The organism is Litchfieldella qijiaojingensis (genome assembly GCF_014651875.1).
Classification (GTDB): domain Bacteria; phylum Pseudomonadota; class Gammaproteobacteria; order Pseudomonadales; family Halomonadaceae; genus Litchfieldella; species Litchfieldella qijiaojingensis.
In genome coordinates this window covers 14,883-31,768 of record NZ_BMXS01000035.1, presented here as the reverse complement: position 1 = coordinate 31,768, position 16,886 = coordinate 14,883, and the positions used below count along the sequence as shown (strand labels likewise).

The window sequence follows — 16,886 nt, the reverse complement described above, 5'->3', positions numbered from 1 at the left end:
CGATCATCTCGCGGAATTTCCAGGTGGTGTTGACGTGCATCAACGGGAACGGCGGCGTGCCCGGGTAGAAGGCCTTGCGCGCCAGGTGCAGCATCACCGACGAGTCCTTGCCAATGGAGTAGAGCATCACCGGGTGGCGGAACTCGGCGGCCACTTCACGGATGATGTGGATCGACTCGGCCTCGAGTTGTTTGAGGTGGGTCTGTCGCTCGGGCGATAACTCAGTCATCGATCATTCCTTGGAGAAAAAACCATTAGCGGGAAGATGGAAGATGGAAGATGGAAGATGGAAGATGGAAGATGGAAGATGGGCAGTATTTCGGTTTTTCTTCCTTCTTCAAGGCGCGAAGCGCCGTCTTCCCCCTTCCTTCTCTCAACTTCAGGCGGGTAGCGCCTCTTTCAACGCCTTTTCCCAACGCTCATCCCGCTGCCCACAGACGATAAACCAAGGATTGAGTACGCTGTCCTGCTGATTGCAGCGCAGCGGTTCGAGGGTATGCGCGTCCAGCACTTCGCCACCGGCAGCGGTGACGACAGCCTGGGCGGCGGCGGTGTCCCATTCGCTGGTCGGAGCCAGGCGCGGATAGAGATCCGCAGAACCTTCGGCCACCAGGCATAGTTTTATTGAGCTGCCCATGGAAACCCGCTCGTTTCTGGGTAGCTTGGCACAGAAGGTCTCGAATTCAGCGGCGCCATGGCGGCGGCTGCCAACAATCTTCCAGGCCTCCGTTTCCGGGTCCGGGAGCTGGCGAACCTGAATCGCCCGCTTGGCACCACCTTCGATCTTGTAGGCACCCAAACCCTGCTGCCCCCACCAGGTGGTATCGAGCACCGGGGCATGCACGATGCCGAACACCGGTACACTCGCTTCGACCAACGCCACGTTCAAGGTGAATTCGCCGTTCTTGTTGATGAATTCCTTGGTGCCATCCAGCGGGTCGATCAACCAATAACGCTGCCACTGCTGGCGAGTGGCGAAAGGAATCTCACCGGATTCCTCGGACAACACCGGCACATCAGGCGTTAGCTCTTCAAGCAATGCCAACAGCGCGTGGTGAGAGGCCATATCGGCCTCGGTCAGGGGACTTTCATCGGCCTTGGTCTCGACCTCGAAGTCACCCCGATAGATTTTCAATACCTGTTCACCGGCATCACGTACCCCTTCGATCAAGCGTACTTGCATGTCGGAAGATACAAAATTTGTCACGAAAACTCCTTGGAAAACAGATGAAAGAGGGAAGTACGGTGCTTCGCACCTTGAAGAAGGAAGAAAACGTTAGCTACCGTTCATCTTCCACCTTCCTTCTTCATGCCGCGAAGCGGCACCTTCCATCTCAAAACCTCCACACCATCGGTATCAGTGCCAACGCGGTAATGGCCACCAGGGCGCTCAACGGCACCCCCAGGCGCAGGTAGTCGGTGAACCGGTAGCCCCCTGGCCCCAGCACCATCAGGTTGGTCTGGTAGCCCAGTGGGGTCATGAAGCTGGCTGAAGCCGCGAACATGATGGTCAGCGCAAAGGGCATGAAGCTGACGCCCAGTTGCTCGGCCACCGCCATGGCGATGGGGAACATCAGCACCGCCGCGGCGTTGTTGGTGATCAGTTCGGTGAAAACGACCGTCATGACATAGACCATGGCCAGCGCCAGCCAGGGCGACAGGTCATCGGCCAGCATCAGCCATTGGGCGATCTGCGCGGCGGCGCCGGTCTTGTTCATCGCCGCACCCAGCGAAAACGATGCGGCGATCACGATCAGCACGGAAAGATCGACATAGCGCCGCGCCTTGCTGGGGGTTACGCAGCGGCTGGCGAGCATGACGCCACCGGCGAGAAACGCGGCTTCTAAAATGCTTAGCAGCCCCAGCGCGCTGGTCGCGACCATGCCGCCGAGAATCGCCAGCGCCCAGGGCGCCTTGCGGAAGTCGGGCGGTGTGGAGTCGTTGAGTGCGCTGACCAGCAAGAAGTCCTTGCGGTAGCGGTATTGCTCGACGAACTCCTGGCCGGTTTCCAGCAGCAGGGTATCGCCCACCTGCAATTTGATGGCGCCGACCTTGCCCGGCAGGCGCTTTCCGGCACGTGAGATCGACAGGATCACCGCCTGGTAACGGCTGCGAAAGCGCGACTGCTTGACGGTCTGGTTCAGTCCGGCGAAGTCGGGGCCAATCACCGCTTCCACCAGGCAACGGTGATGATGGGCGATATCCAGCTTGTGCACATCGCCATTGGCCGGTTTCAAACCGTGAATGCGACGCAGCTCCCGAGCGCATTCCGGTGCGCCGATGAAGATCAGGATATCGCCGGCGCGGAGGTCGGTTTCGGGCGGTACCGCGGTCATCAGTCGCCCATCGCGTTCGATATCCGCCAGGTAGCCATGGGTGAGGTTGCGCAGCCCCGCTTCCTGGATCGTTTTGCCCGCTAGCGGCCCCTTGGGCTCGACACTGACTTCCACACTGTATTCGCGGGCACTTTCGAGCTGTTCGAGTACCCCTTCGCGGTTGGGCAACAGGCGGTCGGCAAAGAACCACAGGAAGCCGCCGCCCACCAGCACCAGCGGCACGCCCACCCAGGCCAGGTCGAACATGCCCAGGGCCACGCCCTTCTCGGTTTGCAGCAGCCCGTCCACCACCAGGTTAGTACTGGTGCCGATCAGGGTGCAGGTGCCGCCGATGATCGCCGCGTAGCTAAGCGGCAGCAGCAGCTTCGAAGGCGGCAGCTTGAGCCGCCCGGCCCATTCCTGAATGGCGGGAATGAACATGGCGACCACGGTGGTGTTGTTCATGAAGGCGCTCAGGCCGGCAGCCGGCAGCAATACCCGAAGCTGTGCCTGCCTGAGTTGCTTGGGCTGACCCAGCAAACGGTGGGCGACCCACTGGATTGCGCCGGTTTCCTTCAAGCCCGCCGCCACCACGTAGAGCACGGCGATGGTCATGACGCCGGGATTGGCAAAGCCCACCAGCGCCTCGCCTGGGGTGAGAATGCCGATGATGACCAGGAATGCCAGCGCCGCCATCAGGATGACATCCGGGGCGATACGGGTGGATGCCAGTGTCAGCAGTACGGCGGCGACGGTGGCAAGGGTAGTGAGTGCGGTTACTTCCATTTAGTCCATTTCAGCCGGCCTTGCGGCCGGATCGCGCAGCAAGCTGCGCTCCCACAAAGGCGGTCGGGTTAAGGAAAATCGGCCGGCCTGACGGCCGGATCGCGCAGCAAGCTGCGCTCCCACAAAGACAGTCGAGTTATGAAAATCGGCCGGCCTGGCGGCCGGATCGCGCAGCAAGCTGCGCTCCCACAAAAGGCGGTCGGGTTATGGAAAATCAGCCGGCCTGGCGGCCGGATCGCCGCCACGGCGGCTCCTACAATTTGCTTTGCTGCCAAGGCCCAAGTGTGGTGGCAGCTTCACACTCCATAGAATTCGCGATACCAGGCGACGAATTTGGCTACGCCTTCCTTCACCGGGGTGGCTGGCTTGTAGCCCACGGCCTGCTCAAGGGCGGTGCTGTCAGCGTAGGTGTCGGGTACGTCGCCAGGTTGCAGCGGCAGCAGTTCCTTGAGGGCTTTCTTGCCCACGGCTTCCTCGATCGCTTCGATATAGGCGTTGAGCTTGACCGGGTTGTTGTTGCCGATATTGAAGATGCGGTACGGCGCATTGCTGCTTGCCGGGTCCGGCTCGGCGCTGCTCCATGCCGGGTCGGGCTGGGCGATGTCGTCGCTGGCGCGGATCACCCCTTCCACGATGTCATCCACGAAGGTGAAGTCGCGGGTGTGGTTGCCTTGGTTGAATACCGGGATGGGCCGGTCTTCGAGAATGTTCTTGGTGAATTTGAACAGTGCCATGTCCGGCCGGCCCCAGGGGCCATATACGGTAAAGAAGCGCAACCCGGTGGTCGGCAACTGGTACAGGTGGCTGTAGCTGTGAGCCATCAGTTCGTTGGCACGCTTGGTGGCGGCATAAAGCTGCAGCGGGTGGTCCACCCCATGGTGCTCGGAAAACGGCATGGTGGTGTTGGCGCCGTAAACACTGCTGGTGCTGGCGTAGGTCAGGTGCGGTACCCATGCATGGCGGCATGCTTCGATGATGTTGGTGAAGCCAACGATGTTGCTCTGCACGTAGGAATGCGGGTTGATCAGCGAATAACGCACTCCGGCTTGCGCGGCCAAGTGGATCACCCGGTCGAACTCGTGATTCGCGAAGCAGTCTTCCACCGCCTGACTGTCGACCAGGTCGGCGCGAATGAAATGATAGCCACTACCGGTACGTTGGGCCGTTTCCTCGAGCAGCTTGAGGCGCGCTTCCTTGAGTTCGGTGTCGTAATAGTCGTTGACGTCGTCGAAGCCGACCACGCTATCACCACGTTCCAGCAATTTCTTGGCGACATGGGAGCCGATGAAGCCGGCATTGCCGGTAACGAGGATTTTCATGATGAGACGAGTCCCTTGCTGGGTGCCGGAAGCCGGCCTGGCGACTGGATCGCGCAGCAAGCTGCGCTCCCACTGCTACACAACAGGCCGCTCCAATAAAAACTCGATGCTATTCACGCTTCGCGCATCACCCGTTGGGCTTGCTGTTCGAGAAAGTCCATGGCTTCTTCAGGCACTTGGTAGCGAAACTGCTTGCGGCGGTTCTTCGATAGCCTTCCATCATGACTCAGGCACATCATGACCAGTCGTGCCAGATCGCTTCCTCTAATATCGAAGCGCTCATCCACAGCCCGGTAAACCTGGTCGAAATGGTGAAGATAACGTGTTTCTTCCTTGAGATCGGTTTCCAGTGCCGTCTGGGCCATCCGCAGAAGGAATTCGACGGCAGGCGTCGCGTCCCAATAGCGATAGATGGCGTCACTACCTACGAACTCGAAGTCATGATGCTCGGCATCGATCCAGTTCACATGCCAGCGCTCACGAGCAGGCCGCGAGAACATTACCAGGGCTGCTAGATATTCAGACTCATGACGTTTCATGGCCACCGAGACAGGCAGCAACAAGCCCTTTTTCAGCATGCCGGACTGACAAAGCTGCTGATGGACGAGAAACCGCGATATCCGCCCGTTGCCGTCCATGAAGGGGTGCAGCAGCACGAATCCGAAAGAGGTTACCGCCGCAGCCACCAGCGGGTGCACATGCCCTGGCGCATTGTTGGCAAATTCGATCAGCTCTGCCATGAGCTCTCGGCATAGCTCGGGTGGTGGTGGCAAATAACTGACCCCAATGGCGCCGCGCAGCCCGTTATGCAGGAAATTCTGTTCGTCGCGAAAGCCGTAAGCCTTGTCGAACGGATTGTCGAGCGTGGTGTTCTGCAACTGCACCAGATAGGACTCATCCAGTTCCCTTGGCTCATGAGCCTGGTGAAGCAGTTGTACGAAGCGTTGCTGCTTGTCGGCCGATGGAGCCTCGCGCTCGATTGCGAACGACGACTGGGTTTCACTGAGATAAGCCCATTGCATCGCCCGGTCCAGCATCTCGGCAGGCAGCGAGTCGATGAAGTCGATGGCTTTGGTCAGCACATCCTCGGCCAAAAGCCGGTCGATCTCCGCCGTTCGCCGCACCGTGGCACACCACCGCAGCGAGCCCAGGCCATTGAAATCGATACGCCAGCGTGAATCGCGCCGGTTGAGCCCGGTGACGTACTGGCGTGGATCGAACAGCGACACCGCCCGCCCCCGTACCTCGGGCTGATAATCCAAGAGTTGCCCAGTGAACGCTTCGTGGAGAAAGCCGAGCTTGCGCAGGTAGACCCCATTGGGCGCTTCACGCAGTGCCTCGAGCAGCCCGTCTGGGTCCAGCTTGGGCAGCGCTTCAGCCAGAATCGCCAGGTTGACCCCTTCGTGCTTCAATGCGAACAACAGGTGGGCCAAGGCCTCGTCTCGCGGTGCCCGATGAGGCGGTACCGCCAGGCAATCACTCAACCTTGTGATCCGCGTCACTGGCCTTACCTGAGCAGGCAACTCGGGTTGAAAGGCGCTCAGATTCAGTGTCTGCCGCAGATATTCATAACCAACTGGGGTCATGCCGCGCTCATGTCTTGAGGTTCAGTGCTCCTCATTGAATCAATTTTTTCTTCACCCAGCCAACAAAACTTTCACTTTCAGCCCAGGAGCAATAATTTTTTTAACCTGAGTTTGAGTAGGTAGCCGGATGGCTGGTCTGGCGGCCATGTACCACGGTAAACGGTGTTCCCACCCTGGCTGTCGAGATCGGCGCCTGCGCGGCTACCATAGTGTAGCTGCCAGGCAGCGTGCTGGGACGATAGTCGCAACTAGCCATACGCTGCTCCACGCTTTCGTGCACCAGCGCTCCTTCAGGAATTCGGCGTGGACGCGACCCGAGGTGCAGCCATTTGAGCATGCGCCCGCAGGGGGTGGCCAACGAGTCGTGAAGTTTGGCGGCGGGGTCCGCCGGCTGTAGCAGCCGCAGCCCTTGCTGGAAACGCAACCCTTGTACCGCGGCGCGTTCGATCATCCATTGCAGGCTGATCTCGGCCAGGCCTCTCTCGGCGTAGCCGCCGCCGACATCGGCATGTGCCCCGGGAAACCAGACCTGTTCGATGGTTTGGTGATCGGCTTTCAGGCTCTCGTCCCACAATAGCGGCTCGAACTTGGGGCGTCGCTCATCGATGGCCAGGGCGTGGTAACCAAAACCAACCTCTTCACTCAGTTTGGCGTTGAAGAAGCGCCGCTTGGTGTAGAGATAGCCCAGCGAGTCCACGGTATCCCACACGCCGATGAAGTGTACCGGCGCCAGCCGACCGTAAAGGTCCTTGTAGCCTTCGGCAGCCTCGTCGTTGCCCTTCTCGAGGTATAGACGGGTGGTATAGGGCACCATTTCCCCCATGAAGGGGTAGAGCAGGCCGCATTTGCGCAACATGCCGGCCAGGCAGCGTACGGCGTAGGCCCCGCGGCTAAAGCCGAACAGGAAGATACGGTCGCCGGGCCGGTAGTGCTTCATCAGGAAGCGATAGCCGTTTTCGATGTTTTGGGTGAGGCCGTAACCGAACAGCTTGCCGAGCGTGATGCCCATGTGGTCGCCCCACCGCCCGGGAGCCGGAAAGGTGCCTACCCCGGGTTCGTAATGGGCGATTTGCTTGTCGCCCTTGATCAGCCGTGAAAACAGATGCACGACGTTGGTGTTGACGGCATCGTATTGATTGGCCGTGCCATCGCAGCAAACCACGAGGTTGCGTGTCATGTTCAGCTTCCCTGCCGTTATGGTTTTTCTTAATTTGCCGGCCTGACGTCCGGATCGCGCAGCAAGCTGCGCTCCCACCTTGGGCGATTTCCTACTTGTGGGCCACCCGCTTCGCGCCCACGGGCGCTCCTACATTAGCTTTGGCGCCTTAGTTCCCTGCCTCGTGTTCCCAAGGATTGATGAGTGACACGCCTGTCGCTTCAAAGTCTTTGATATTGCGGGTCACCACCATCATTCCGGCCTCTATGGCCGTAGCAGCAATCAAGGCATCTCGCTCCGACTTGGGATCAGGAACATGCAGTGCGGCACAACGTTGTGCCACTGCCACTGTGATGGGAAGTATGCGCCCCTCGAAGGCCGGCAATAGTTTTTCAACCAACCAGCGCCTCAGAATCTTGCCTTGCTGCGCGTCTTCACGCTCTTTACGCAGAATACCGAGCTCGAGCTCAAGCACCGTGATGACGGAAAGGAAAAGATACTCGGGAGCCACTTGGCTTGCCCAGGAAACAAGGTAAGGATCCGCTCGCCGGCTGGCAGCCTTACGCAACTCGGAAACCACATTGGTATCACACAGATACATCAGTCCAAGTCCACATCCTTGACCAAGGATGATGGGGCTTGTGGTTCAAACTCCACTTCAGAGGCATCCGTATCCGCCAAGAGCTCAATGATATTCTGGCCGTCTTTCGAGTGACGCAGTTTTTCATACTCCTCGTAGGAAAGCAGCACATGCGAGGGCTTGCCACGCTCAGTGATAATGACAGGCCCTTGGCGTGCTGCGCGCTTGGCACGACTCGCATCATGATTGAATTCACGACTTGTCATGGTGGACTTCATAACTGCGTTTCCTTTACCCATGTAGCTACGTAGCTACATTGTAGCATATGGCATGGCAACCACACCTGCCTGACGGCCGGATCGCGCAGCGAGCTGCGCTCCCACCTTGGGCTATTTCCTACTTGTTGGTCACCCGCTTCGCGACCACGGTCGCTCCTACACTGGACTTCGTAGCTGATTCAGGCCTGGTGGCGCCTTCATCGCGGCTGAAGCCGCTCCCACAAGGGGCAAGTAGCACGCATCTGTAGGAGCCGCCGTGGCGGCGATCCGGCCGTCAGGCCGGCTTGGGTGCCCCTATCCATCGCGACCACGGTCACTCCTACATTGGATTTCGTCGCTGATTCGGGCCTGGTGGCATATTCATCGCGGCTGAAGCCGCTCCCACAAGGGGCAAGTAGCACGCATCTGTAGGAGCCGCCGTGGCGGCGATCCGGCCGTCAGGCCGGCTTGGGTGGCCNGCGACCACGGTCGCTCCTACACTGGACTTCGTAGCTGATTCAGGCCTGGTGGCGCCTTCATCGCGGCTGAAGCCGCTCCCACAAGGGGCAAGTAGCACGCATCTGTAGGAGCCGCCGTGGCGGCGATCCGGCCGTCAGGCCGGCTTGGGTGGCCCTATCCATCGCGACCACGGTCGCTCCTACATTGGATTTCGTAGCTGATTCGGGCCTGGAGGCACATTCATCGGGGCTGAAGCCGTTCCAACATGGCATCAGCGATTCGCGTTTCTGCCGACGGAGTAGTAGGTGAAGCCTTTTTTGGCCATGCGCCGGGGGTCGAACATGTTGCGACCGTCGAAGATGGTCGGCTCCGAGAGCTGTTGCTTGATCAGTTCGAAGTCGGGGGCGCGGAAACTTTGCCATTCAGTGACGATGACCAGGGCGTCGGCGCCGCGCAGGGCGGTTTCCTTGGTGCCACACAGGGTCAATTCGTCACGTGTGCCGTACAGCCGCTGCGCTTCTTCCATGGCTTCGGGGTCGTAGGCCTGGACCTTGGCGCCAGCCTCCCATAGCGCTTCCATCAGCACCCGGCTGGGAGCTTCGCGCATGTCATCGGTGTTGGGCTTGAAGGCGAGCCCCCACACGGCAAAGGTCTTACCGGCCAGTTCATCGCCGAAGTGGGCCCGGACCTTCTGGAACAGGGTGGTCTTCTGTTCGGCATTGCGCGCTTCCACGGCCTTGAGCACCTTGGCGTCGAAGTCAATGTCGCCAGCGGTGCGGATCAGCGCCTGCACGTCCTTGGGGAAGCAGGAGCCGCCGTAGCCCACCCCAGGATAGATGAAGTGGTAGCCAATGCGTGGGTCACTGCCGATGCCCTGGCGCACCATTTCGACATCGGCACCCAGCCGTTCGGCCAGGTTGGCGATCTCGTTCATGAAGCTGATCTTGGTGGCCAGCATGCAGTTGGCGGCGTACTTGGTGAGCTCGGCGCTGCGCACGTCCATGACCATGACCTTGTCGTGGTTGCGGTTGAACGGCGTGTAGAGCTCGCGCATGGCATCGACGCTGTCTTCGCTTTCGGTGCCGATGATGATGCGGTCCGGCTTCTGGCAGTCGGCCACCGCCGAGCCTTCCTTGAGGAATTCGGGATTGGAGACCACGTCGAAGGTGAGATCCTCACGCCCGCGGCTGGCCAGAACCTCCTGCATTCTGATGCGCACTTTGTCGGCGGTTCCCACCGGCACGGTGGACTTGTCGACCACGATGCGGTGGCGTTCCATGTGCTGGGCGATGGTTTCGGCTACCACCAGCACGTACTTGAGGTCGGCGGAGCCGTCTTCGTCCGGCGGCGTACCCACGGCGATGAACTGGATATCGCCATGTTTCACGCCTTCAGCGGCGTCGGTAGTGAAATCCAGCCGCCCGGCGGCGTAGTTTTCCTTGACCAGCGGCTCCAGCCCCGGCTCGTAGATGGGGATGATGCCCTGCTTCAGGCGTTCGATCTTGTCGGCGTCCACGTCCACGCACATCACATGATGGCCCACATCGGCCAGGATGGCGCCTTGTACCAGCCCTACGTAGCCGGTTCCGAATACTGTGACGTTCATGGCAGTCCCTTAGCGAAAAAGCAAGGTGGAAGAAGTAAGACGGAAGAAAGCGGCCTGTCAGGACGAGCCGCTTTCCCCATCCTCCTTGAGGCTTGCACATACCAGGCTGGCGAACTGCATGACGAACACGCCGATCACCGCCAACATGCCGCCAAGCACGATGCCCAGCGCCAGTATCAAGCTTCTACTGGTACCCGCGGGCTTAAGGCTTTGTACCGCGACCTGGCTGACTTCACCTTCCCGCAAATCGGCCAGGCTGGCTTCCAGGTTGGCGATACGGTTGGTGTAGGTGGCAATCAATTCACCCGCACTGAAGCTACTGGAATTTTGCACTGCCTCCAAGGCTTGCTGGCTGCTTTCCAGTTGCCGTTCGAGAGTCTCGCGGCGGCGTTCGACTAGACTCTGCTGGCCTTGTCGCATGCGTTCCAGCAAGCGCTGGTGCAGGGTTTCCACCGCACCGGCATATTCCTGTGACGCGGGGCTGGAAAGCGTGACTAGCAAGGTGTCGTCAGGGTTGCTGATCTCCACATTGAACGGCAGGTTCTCCCAACCCTGCTCAGCGATCAGTTCACGGGTCAGCGGCCCCAGGTAGAGGTTACTCGCCTTGGCAACCAGCGACGATGGCGCTTCCAGCGCGTTGGTTGGCGACTGTTCGGCGACGTTGTAGATCGAGGCGTACTGATACTCCCGTGGCATCAGCAACGCATAGGCGAGCGCAGCGGCAACAACCAGGAAGAAGATGACCGTCATGGCCTTCCATCGCTTGACCATGATCTTGGCCAGATCGACCAGGGAGATTTCGTCGTCGTGTTCGGGGCGGTTGGCTTGGGGAGAAAACTGGGGAGGAGTATTCGTCATGGTTTCCGTTCCGGCGACGCAAAAAAGCTGGGCACGCTACCGCCCGGAGATTGTTCCGGGCGGTTCTCAAGGCCCTTGCAGTCGACATGTTTGGCAAAAAGTATGCACCGCACAGCACTTGCGAGCTGATGCATGATGATGACAGCAAGGTGGCTCACGACGGCTGTGCTGGCATACGGGCAATGCTTCGAAGCCGCCATTTTAGAGAACGCTGGCACCTAGCTCTAGGCCAAGCGCGTATATTTTTTGTTTTTAAGGCGTTACTTACCGCCGACACCCCATGTCGTCTGCCCGCAACACTTGTCAATGTTCGTGGCGAAGGCTGTTTCTGACCAGGCCGGCGAAATGCAGAATGAACACGCCAAGCACCGCCAAAACGATGGCGAGCAATACGCCTGATCCAATGATCACTCCCCGGCTGAGCCCTACCGGTTCCAGGGATACCACGGCAAGTTGAGAAATCTCTCCCTCTTGCATGGCGGCAAGCTGGTCCTCCAGTCGGGCGATCTCCTCGACCAGCAGGGCGGTGCCTTCCCCTGACGTATCTGCCAGAGCGGTTTCGTGGGTGGCCAGGCGAGATTCCAGGCTTTGGCGCAAGCGCTCGAAACGCCTGTTCTGCAGCGATCGTATCCCCTCCAACACAGCACTATGCACGATCTCGACATTGCGTGCTTGGTCCTGGGTTGTTTCAGTCTGCAGGACGACTAACCTCGTCCCACTTGGTTGGCTGATATCAACCGGGAAGGGCATTGCTTCTGCATCGTGATCGGCAAGGAAGGCACGAGTGGCAGTTGGCAGGACCAAGGAGCGTATCTGGGTAAGCACGGCTCCTGGAGATTCCAGTGCCTCGATGTCCCCATCCTGATTCTGGTACTCGGCAATCTGGTAGATCGAGGTATAGCGATATTTCGTGGGCTTAAGTAGCGCAAAGGCTGACGCTACAAGGGTGACAGCCAGGAAGATCGCCAGCATGGCCTTCCAACGCTTGACCAGCAGAGCGGCAAGCTCGACCAGCGAGGTGTCCTCATCATTGGCAGGTGGTGGCGGAGACATGTCAATTCCCTTGCTTTCACGGTCTGCACCGCACCAGCCGGGGGTGCATCGCTGTCGTTATGGTGTATGCACTGAAGCGCAGCGTTCCTTGGGGAAGCACTGTAACCAAGTGTAAGAAAGTTTTTCCATTCGCGCTCGGTCTACTCTTCTATGAAACTTCCACTTCCCGATACTCTGAAACGAACCGATCACGGGGTAACTCAACCAGCTTCAGCTATGAGCTTGAAAATCATGAATTTGCCCGCCACAGCCAGCCCCACTACGCTGGAAAGTGAGTCATTGTCGAGGGCTATGACATAACCAATCGCGATTTGAGGTCATTGATGAACATGAACAAGAACAAGCTGTGCCGTACGCTTCTGTTGTCCTCTCTACTGCTGGGCGGCACCTTCACCCTGAGCCATGCCCAGGACGAGCCGCTGGTGGCGGGGATCGAGGCGGCCTTTCCGCCTTGGGCCTATGCCCAGGGCGGCGAATACAAGGGCATCGCCGTGGATGCGATGCGGGCGATCGCCGAGAACCAGGGGCTGGAGGTGGAGTTCCGCGACATGCCGTGGCCGTCGTTGATTCCGGCACTCGCCAATGAGCGCATCGACTTGCTGGTCACCGGCTTGAACGTGACCAGGGAGCGCAACGAAGTATTGGATTTCACCATTCCGTGGTGGGAGAACGACGACGAGGTGCTGGTCAACGCCGATTCCGAGCTGAATGTCGTCACCGCGCTATGCTGTGGTGCCACCATCGGCGCCCAGGGTGGCTCGACCCAGCATAGCTGGATCCAGGCCAACCTGGTCGAGAACGAGGATATCGACGTGACCTTGCGCAGTTACGAGGATTACGTGACGGCGATCGAGGACATGGGCGTGGGGCGGATCGATTCGGTGGTGGTGAGCACCGATACCGCCGAGGATTTCATCAGCAAGGGCCGCGACGTGCGTATCGCCGGCACCATCACCCAGGGCCAGCCACAGGCGCTGGCGGTGTCGCGTGGCGACCCCAACGGCATTCTGGGTACCCTGAACCGGGGCATCATGGAGCTGTATGAGTCCGGCAAGTGGCAGGAAATCGTTCACTCCTACGCGCCTTATGCCACTATCCGACAAATTCCCGCCACCATGCCCGATTATGTCAGGACCTATCAGGAACCGATCGCTGGTCTCGGGGAAGAATAGGCTACCCCTGCCCCGCTGGCTTCGCCCGGCGGGGCCTCCTGACAAGTATTTGGAGTGCATTCGATGGTTTTCGACACCTTGGTGGCCGAATTCCCGTTCCTGCTGCGCGGCTTGTGGATCGGGGTTCAACTGCTGGCCGCCCTGCTCGCCCTGGGCTTCGTGCTGGGGCTGACGCTGGCCGTGATGAGCGTGTACGGGCACTGGACCCTGCGCCTGTTCACGGTGGTTTTCGAGCGGATCTTCCGCGGCATTCCCGAGATCGTGCTGCTGTTGCTGTTCTTCTACGGCATTGGCGAGCTGTTGCCGCTGTCGCCGTTCTTGGCCGCGGTACTCGCGCTGGGACTACGTTCCACGGCGTATCAGGCGCAGATCTTTCGCGGGTCGATCCAGTCGGTGGCCGGCGGTGAGGTGATGGCCGCCCGCGCATTGGGCATGTCACGGCTGGGGGCGATCTGGCACATCGTTTTGCCCCAGGCGTTGCGACGTTCGATTGGCCCGTGGACCAACGAGTATTCCGCAGAGTTGAAGGCGACCTCGCTGGCCTATGTGATCGGCGTGGTCGAGCTGACCCGCCAGGCGAGCTATATCGTTTCCAACCTGCAGGGCAATACGTTGACGGTGTTCGCCGTGGTGGCGGCGATGTATTTCGTGGTCAACCGGCTGGGCAACGCAGGGCTATACGCATTGGAACGCAAGCTCGCCGTGCCGGGTTTCGAAGGCCGGGGGGCAAGCTCATGAGCGACAACCCGATTTTGCGTGTACGCGATGTGCGCAAGACCTATGGCGGCGTGGAGGTGCTCAAGGGCGTGAGCTTCGACCTGGAGCGCGGCCAGTCGAAGATCGTGATCGGCCCTTCGGGAACCGGCAAATCGACCCTGTTGCGCTGTATCAACCTGCTGAGCCCGCCCGACAGCGGCAGCGTCATCCTCGATGGCGTGACGGTGGAGGAAAGGGGCATCAACCAGATACGCGCCCAGATCGGCTTCGTGTTCCAGGAGTTCAATCTTTTCACCCACTTGCGGGTGTTGGATAACGTGCGCCTTGCACAGCGCAACGTGTTGGGCCGTTCCAAACGGGAGGCCACGAAGCGGGCATTGGAAGAACTGGAGCGCGTGGGCCTTTCCGACAAGCTGGAGGCCTACCCCGCCGAGCTTTCCGGCGGCCAGAAGCAGCGTGCTTCGATCGCCCGGGCGCTGGCCATGGACCCCAAGCTGATTCTATTCGACGAACCGACCTCGGCGCTGGACCCGGAGCTGACCGGCGAGGTGGTACAGGTGATGAAGGATCTGGCCAATGCCGGCATGACCATGCTGGTGGTCAGCCATGAGATGGGCTTTGCCAAGGCCGCCGCCGATGAGGTGATCTTCATGGAAGGCGGCGTGATCGTCGAGCAGGGGCCGCCCTCCACGCTGTTCACTTGCCCGGAGCATGCGCGGACCTCGCAATTCTTGCGCATGATCACCCACGAGCACGAGGAGGGTTGAGATGGATTTCATCGAATTCGGCATGACCTGGATGCCCTTCCTACTCGAGGGAGTGGGCGTGACCCTGGGGCTGTGGGCGGTGGCAATGGTGCTGGGTTTCTGCCTGGCGCTGTTGCTGGTGTGGGGGCGTGTCTATGGGTCCAAGCCGATCTACCTGGTGGCCACGACGTATGTGGAGGTGTTTCGTGGCACGCCGATGCTGGTGCAGTTGTTCTTTATCTACCTGGGGTTGCCGGAAATCGGCATCGTGCTCGACCCGTTCAGCGCCGCCGCGCTGGCAATCGGTTTGAACACTGCCGCCTACCAGGCCGAGTACTTTCGCGGCGCCATTCAATCGCTGCCTTCCGGGCAGATGGTTGCCGCCCGCGCCATGGGCATGAGCCGCTTCCAGGCACTGCGCGATATCATCCTGCCCCAGGCGGGCCGGCGGGTGATCCCGCAGTGGTCGAACGAGGCGGTGGTCGAGCTCAAGTACACCTCGATCGCCTATGCCATCGGGCTTACCGAACTCACCGCCCGCGCTGAGCAGGTTGGCTACCAGACCTTCCAGTTCCTGGAAGCCTTTACCCTGGTGGCAATCATCTATCTGGTGTTGACCGGCATCGTGGCTCAGTCATTGGATTTACTGGAAAGGAAGACCCGGATTCCGGGGCTGACCTATACCGGCGGCAAGATGGAGTGATGGGGTTGCCGGCCTGACGGCCGGATCGCCGCCACGGCGGCTCCTACAAAAGAGATGTGCCCCCTGCGGTGGTTCGGGAGGAGCTGACCGAAGGCGCGATGTGGGTGCCGCCAGACCCGCATCCAGGCCCCCAAGCTAATGTAGGAGCGCCTGTGGGNGTGGGCGCGATGGCCATGCCACCCCAGCCGGCCTGACGGCCGGATCGCCGCCACGGCGGCTCCTACAAAAGAGATGTGCCCCCTGCGGTGGTTCGGGAGGAGCTGACCGAGGGTGCGATGTGGGTGCCGCCAGGCCCGCATTCAGGCACCCAAGCTAATGTAGGAGCGCCCGTGGGCGCGATGGCCATGCCACCCCAGCCGGCCTGGCGGCCGGATCGCCGCCACGGCGGCTCCTACAGGAAACTGTGCCACTGTCCCCTTTGTAGGAGCGCCCGTGGGCGCGATGGCCATGCCACCCCAGCCGGCCTGACGGCCGGATCGCCGCCACGGCGGCTCCTACAGGAAACTGTGCCACTGTCCCCTTTGTAGGAGCGCCCGCGGGCGCGATGGCCATGCCACCCCAGCCGGCCTGACGGCCGGATCGCCGCCACGGCGGCTCCTACAGGAAACTGTGCCACTGTCCCCTTTGTAGGAGCGCCCGCGGGCGCGATGGCCATGCCACCCCAGCCGGCCTGACGGCCGGATCGCCGCCACGGCGGCTCCTACACTCACCTTCACAGCCACTTGGCATCCCATAATGGATACTGGCCTATATCGTTTACCAAACCTGCCCGCAAAGGATTGGCCACGATATAACGTGCCACGGCGCGGATATCCTCCTCGTCTCGGATCGCACGGTCATGATAGCCACGTTGCCAGATACTTTTCTCGCCACACAGGGCACGATTTACCATCATGGATGAACGCCCCTTGAATCTTCGCATCACCATACTCAACGGAGCTCGTTCACCTAAGCCAAACAACCAGTGAACATGATCCGGCATGACAACGAACGATAGCGAATCGACCCAGTTCATCTCGTGCAAAGCACGCATTTCCTTGACAACCAAGCGCCCTGATTGCCAGTGGTGAAAAAATGGCAAGCGGTCACGGGTGCAGGTGGTGACGAGATACAAATGATGTGGTTGCGAGTGACGTCCTTTTCTCAATGCTCGGCCATGCGGCGGTAGCGACGTATCCATGTCGTGATTTCCCTTTTGCCGTTAACGGCAAGGGCATTCTAGCCGGACTTCGGGAAAAGTTACCAAGTTATGGTGCCAACGGTAACTCAGCCGGCCTGACGGCCGGATCGCCGCCACGGCGGCTCCTACACTAGCTTGGGTGCCATGGTGGCGCCTTCATCGCCGCCACGGCGGTTCCTACACTGCTTGGGTGCCATGCTGGCGCCTTCATCGCCGCCACGGCGGCTCCTACACTGGCTTGGGTGCCATGCTGGCGCCTTCATCGCCGCCACGGCGGCTCCTACACTAGCTTGGGTGCCATGCTGGCGCCTTCATCGCGGCTACAGCGGTCCTACACTGGCTTGGGCGCCATGGTGGCGCCTTTATCGCGGCTACAGCGGTCCTACACTGGCT

At 60.3% G+C, this 16,886-nt stretch carries 16 protein-coding genes; 4 read left to right on the top strand and 12 right to left on the bottom strand.

All coding sequences use genetic code 11. The features are described 5' to 3' along the window. The 11 genes from IE093_RS20940 to IE093_RS20890 form a co-directional block, all read right to left on the bottom strand. Positions 1 to 229: phosphoadenosine phosphosulfate reductase domain-containing protein (locus tag IE093_RS20940; protein ID WP_189472650.1), on the bottom strand; the 229-nt coding region annotated here is incomplete at its 3' end. A gap of 150 nt (positions 230 to 379) precedes the next feature. Next, positions 380 to 1,183, bottom strand: a complete 804-nt coding sequence (gene cysQ / locus IE093_RS20935; protein ID WP_189472656.1) for a 3'(2'),5'-bisphosphate nucleotidase CysQ — start codon at positions 1,181 to 1,183, stop codon at positions 380 to 382. A 151-nt stretch (positions 1,184 to 1,334) separates the two neighbouring features. Further along, complete coding sequence (locus tag IE093_RS20930) at positions 1,335 to 3,101, bottom strand: SLC13 family permease (protein ID WP_189472648.1); 1,767 nt, start codon at positions 3,099 to 3,101, stop codon at positions 1,335 to 1,337. Positions 3,102 to 3,397: 296 nt separating this feature from the next. Next, the gene (locus tag IE093_RS20925; RefSeq protein WP_189472654.1) at positions 3,398 to 4,420 is read right to left on the bottom strand and encodes an NAD-dependent epimerase; all 1,023 of its coding nucleotides are present in this window, start codon (positions 4,418 to 4,420) and stop codon (positions 3,398 to 3,400) included. A gap of 113 nt (positions 4,421 to 4,533) precedes the next feature. Beyond that, on the bottom strand, positions 4,534 to 6,006 hold the full coding sequence (locus tag IE093_RS20920; RefSeq protein WP_189472646.1) for a Fic family protein: 1,473 nt from the start codon (positions 6,004 to 6,006) through the stop codon (positions 4,534 to 4,536). A 100-nt stretch (positions 6,007 to 6,106) separates the two neighbouring features. Then, entirely contained in the window at positions 6,107 to 7,183 is a 1,077-nt protein-coding gene (locus tag IE093_RS20915; RefSeq protein WP_189472643.1) for a DUF2235 domain-containing protein, read from the bottom strand. A gap of 148 nt (positions 7,184 to 7,331) precedes the next feature. Continuing rightward, positions 7,332 to 7,763: a type II toxin-antitoxin system VapC family toxin gene (locus IE093_RS20910; protein WP_189472641.1), complete on the bottom strand. Its 432-nt coding sequence runs from the start codon at positions 7,761 to 7,763 to the stop codon at positions 7,332 to 7,334. Continuing rightward, on the bottom strand, positions 7,763 to 8,020 hold the full coding sequence (locus tag IE093_RS20905) for a type II toxin-antitoxin system prevent-host-death family antitoxin (protein WP_189472639.1): 258 nt from the start codon (positions 8,018 to 8,020) through the stop codon (positions 7,763 to 7,765). The genes IE093_RS20910 and IE093_RS20905 overlap by 1 nt, the downstream gene beginning before the upstream one ends. A gap of 709 nt (positions 8,021 to 8,729) precedes the next feature. Beyond that, positions 8,730 to 10,064 carry a UDP-glucose dehydrogenase family protein gene (locus IE093_RS20900; protein WP_189472637.1) on the bottom strand — a complete coding sequence of 445 codons (1,335 nt, stop codon included), beginning with the start codon at positions 10,062 to 10,064 and terminating at the stop codon, positions 8,730 to 8,732. Positions 10,065 to 10,121: 57 nt separating this feature from the next. Then, a complete protein-coding gene (locus IE093_RS20895) occupies positions 10,122 to 10,922 on the bottom strand; it encodes a Wzz/FepE/Etk N-terminal domain-containing protein (RefSeq protein WP_189472635.1) in 801 nt (266 codons plus the stop codon). A 303-nt stretch (positions 10,923 to 11,225) separates the two neighbouring features. Further along, the gene (locus tag IE093_RS20890) at positions 11,226 to 11,975 is read right to left on the bottom strand and encodes a GumC domain-containing protein (RefSeq protein ID WP_189472634.1); all 750 of its coding nucleotides are present in this window, start codon (positions 11,973 to 11,975) and stop codon (positions 11,226 to 11,228) included. 329 nt (positions 11,976 to 12,304) lie between these two features. Between IE093_RS20890 and IE093_RS20885 the strand changes: the two genes are divergently transcribed. From IE093_RS20885 to IE093_RS20870, 4 genes are all read left to right on the top strand, one after another. Further along, entirely contained in the window at positions 12,305 to 13,147 is an 843-nt protein-coding gene (locus IE093_RS20885; protein ID WP_189472632.1) for a transporter substrate-binding domain-containing protein, read from the top strand. Positions 13,148 to 13,210: 63 nt separating this feature from the next. Continuing rightward, entirely contained in the window at positions 13,211 to 13,885 is a 675-nt protein-coding gene (locus IE093_RS20880; protein ID WP_189472630.1) for an amino acid ABC transporter permease, read from the top strand. Further along, positions 13,882 to 14,631, top strand: a complete 750-nt coding sequence (locus tag IE093_RS20875; protein WP_189472628.1) for an amino acid ABC transporter ATP-binding protein — start codon at positions 13,882 to 13,884, stop codon at positions 14,629 to 14,631. Before IE093_RS20880 ends, IE093_RS20875 begins: the two co-directional genes overlap by 4 nt. A 1-nt stretch (position 14,632) precedes the next feature. Continuing rightward, positions 14,633 to 15,313, top strand: a complete 681-nt coding sequence (locus IE093_RS20870; protein ID WP_189472626.1) for an amino acid ABC transporter permease — start codon at positions 14,633 to 14,635, stop codon at positions 15,311 to 15,313. A gap of 712 nt (positions 15,314 to 16,025) precedes the next feature. Here IE093_RS20870 and IE093_RS20865 read toward each other — a convergent pair. Then, the gene (locus tag IE093_RS20865; protein ID WP_189472624.1) at positions 16,026 to 16,493 is read right to left on the bottom strand and encodes an REP-associated tyrosine transposase; all 468 of its coding nucleotides are present in this window, start codon (positions 16,491 to 16,493) and stop codon (positions 16,026 to 16,028) included. Between the last annotated feature and the right edge of the window lie 393 nt (positions 16,494 to 16,886).

What these genes read in the sequence shown, in the direction of transcription:
- IE093_RS20880 (WP_189472630.1), top strand. Translation starts at nt 13,211, where the DNA reads ATGGTTTTCGACACCTTGGTGGCCGAATTCCCGTTCCTGCTGCGCGGC.
- IE093_RS20890 (WP_189472634.1), bottom strand. Translation starts at nt 11,975, where the DNA reads ATGTCTCCGCCACCACCTGCCAATGATGAGGACACCTCGCTGGTCGAG.
- IE093_RS20920 (WP_189472646.1), bottom strand. Translation starts at nt 6,006, where the DNA reads ATGACCCCAGTTGGTTATGAATATCTGCGGCAGACACTGAATCTGAGC.
- IE093_RS20925 (WP_189472654.1), bottom strand. Translation starts at nt 4,420, where the DNA reads ATGAAAATCCTCGTTACCGGCAATGCCGGCTTCATCGGCTCCCATGTC.
- IE093_RS20895 (WP_189472635.1), bottom strand. Translation starts at nt 10,922, where the DNA reads ATGACGAATACTCCTCCCCAGTTTTCTCCCCAAGCCAACCGCCCCGAA.
- IE093_RS20875 (WP_189472628.1), top strand. Translation starts at nt 13,882, where the DNA reads ATGAGCGACAACCCGATTTTGCGTGTACGCGATGTGCGCAAGACCTAT.
- IE093_RS20870 (WP_189472626.1), top strand. Translation starts at nt 14,633, where the DNA reads ATGGATTTCATCGAATTCGGCATGACCTGGATGCCCTTCCTACTCGAG.
- cysQ (WP_189472656.1), bottom strand. Translation starts at nt 1,183, where the DNA reads ATGCAAGTACGCTTGATCGAAGGGGTACGTGATGCCGGTGAACAGGTA.
- IE093_RS20915 (WP_189472643.1), bottom strand. Translation starts at nt 7,183, where the DNA reads ATGACACGCAACCTCGTGGTTTGCTGCGATGGCACGGCCAATCAATAC.
- IE093_RS20910 (WP_189472641.1), bottom strand. Translation starts at nt 7,763, where the DNA reads ATGTATCTGTGTGATACCAATGTGGTTTCCGAGTTGCGTAAGGCTGCC.
- IE093_RS20865 (WP_189472624.1), bottom strand. Translation starts at nt 16,493, where the DNA reads ATGGATACGTCGCTACCGCCGCATGGCCGAGCATTGAGAAAAGGACGT.
- IE093_RS20885 (WP_189472632.1), top strand. Translation starts at nt 12,305, where the DNA reads ATGAACAAGAACAAGCTGTGCCGTACGCTTCTGTTGTCCTCTCTACTG.
- IE093_RS20905 (WP_189472639.1), bottom strand. Translation starts at nt 8,020, where the DNA reads ATGAAGTCCACCATGACAAGTCGTGAATTCAATCATGATGCGAGTCGT.
- IE093_RS20930 (WP_189472648.1), bottom strand. Translation starts at nt 3,101, where the DNA reads ATGGAAGTAACCGCACTCACTACCCTTGCCACCGTCGCCGCCGTACTG.
- IE093_RS20900 (WP_189472637.1), bottom strand. Translation starts at nt 10,064, where the DNA reads ATGAACGTCACAGTATTCGGAACCGGCTACGTAGGGCTGGTACAAGGC.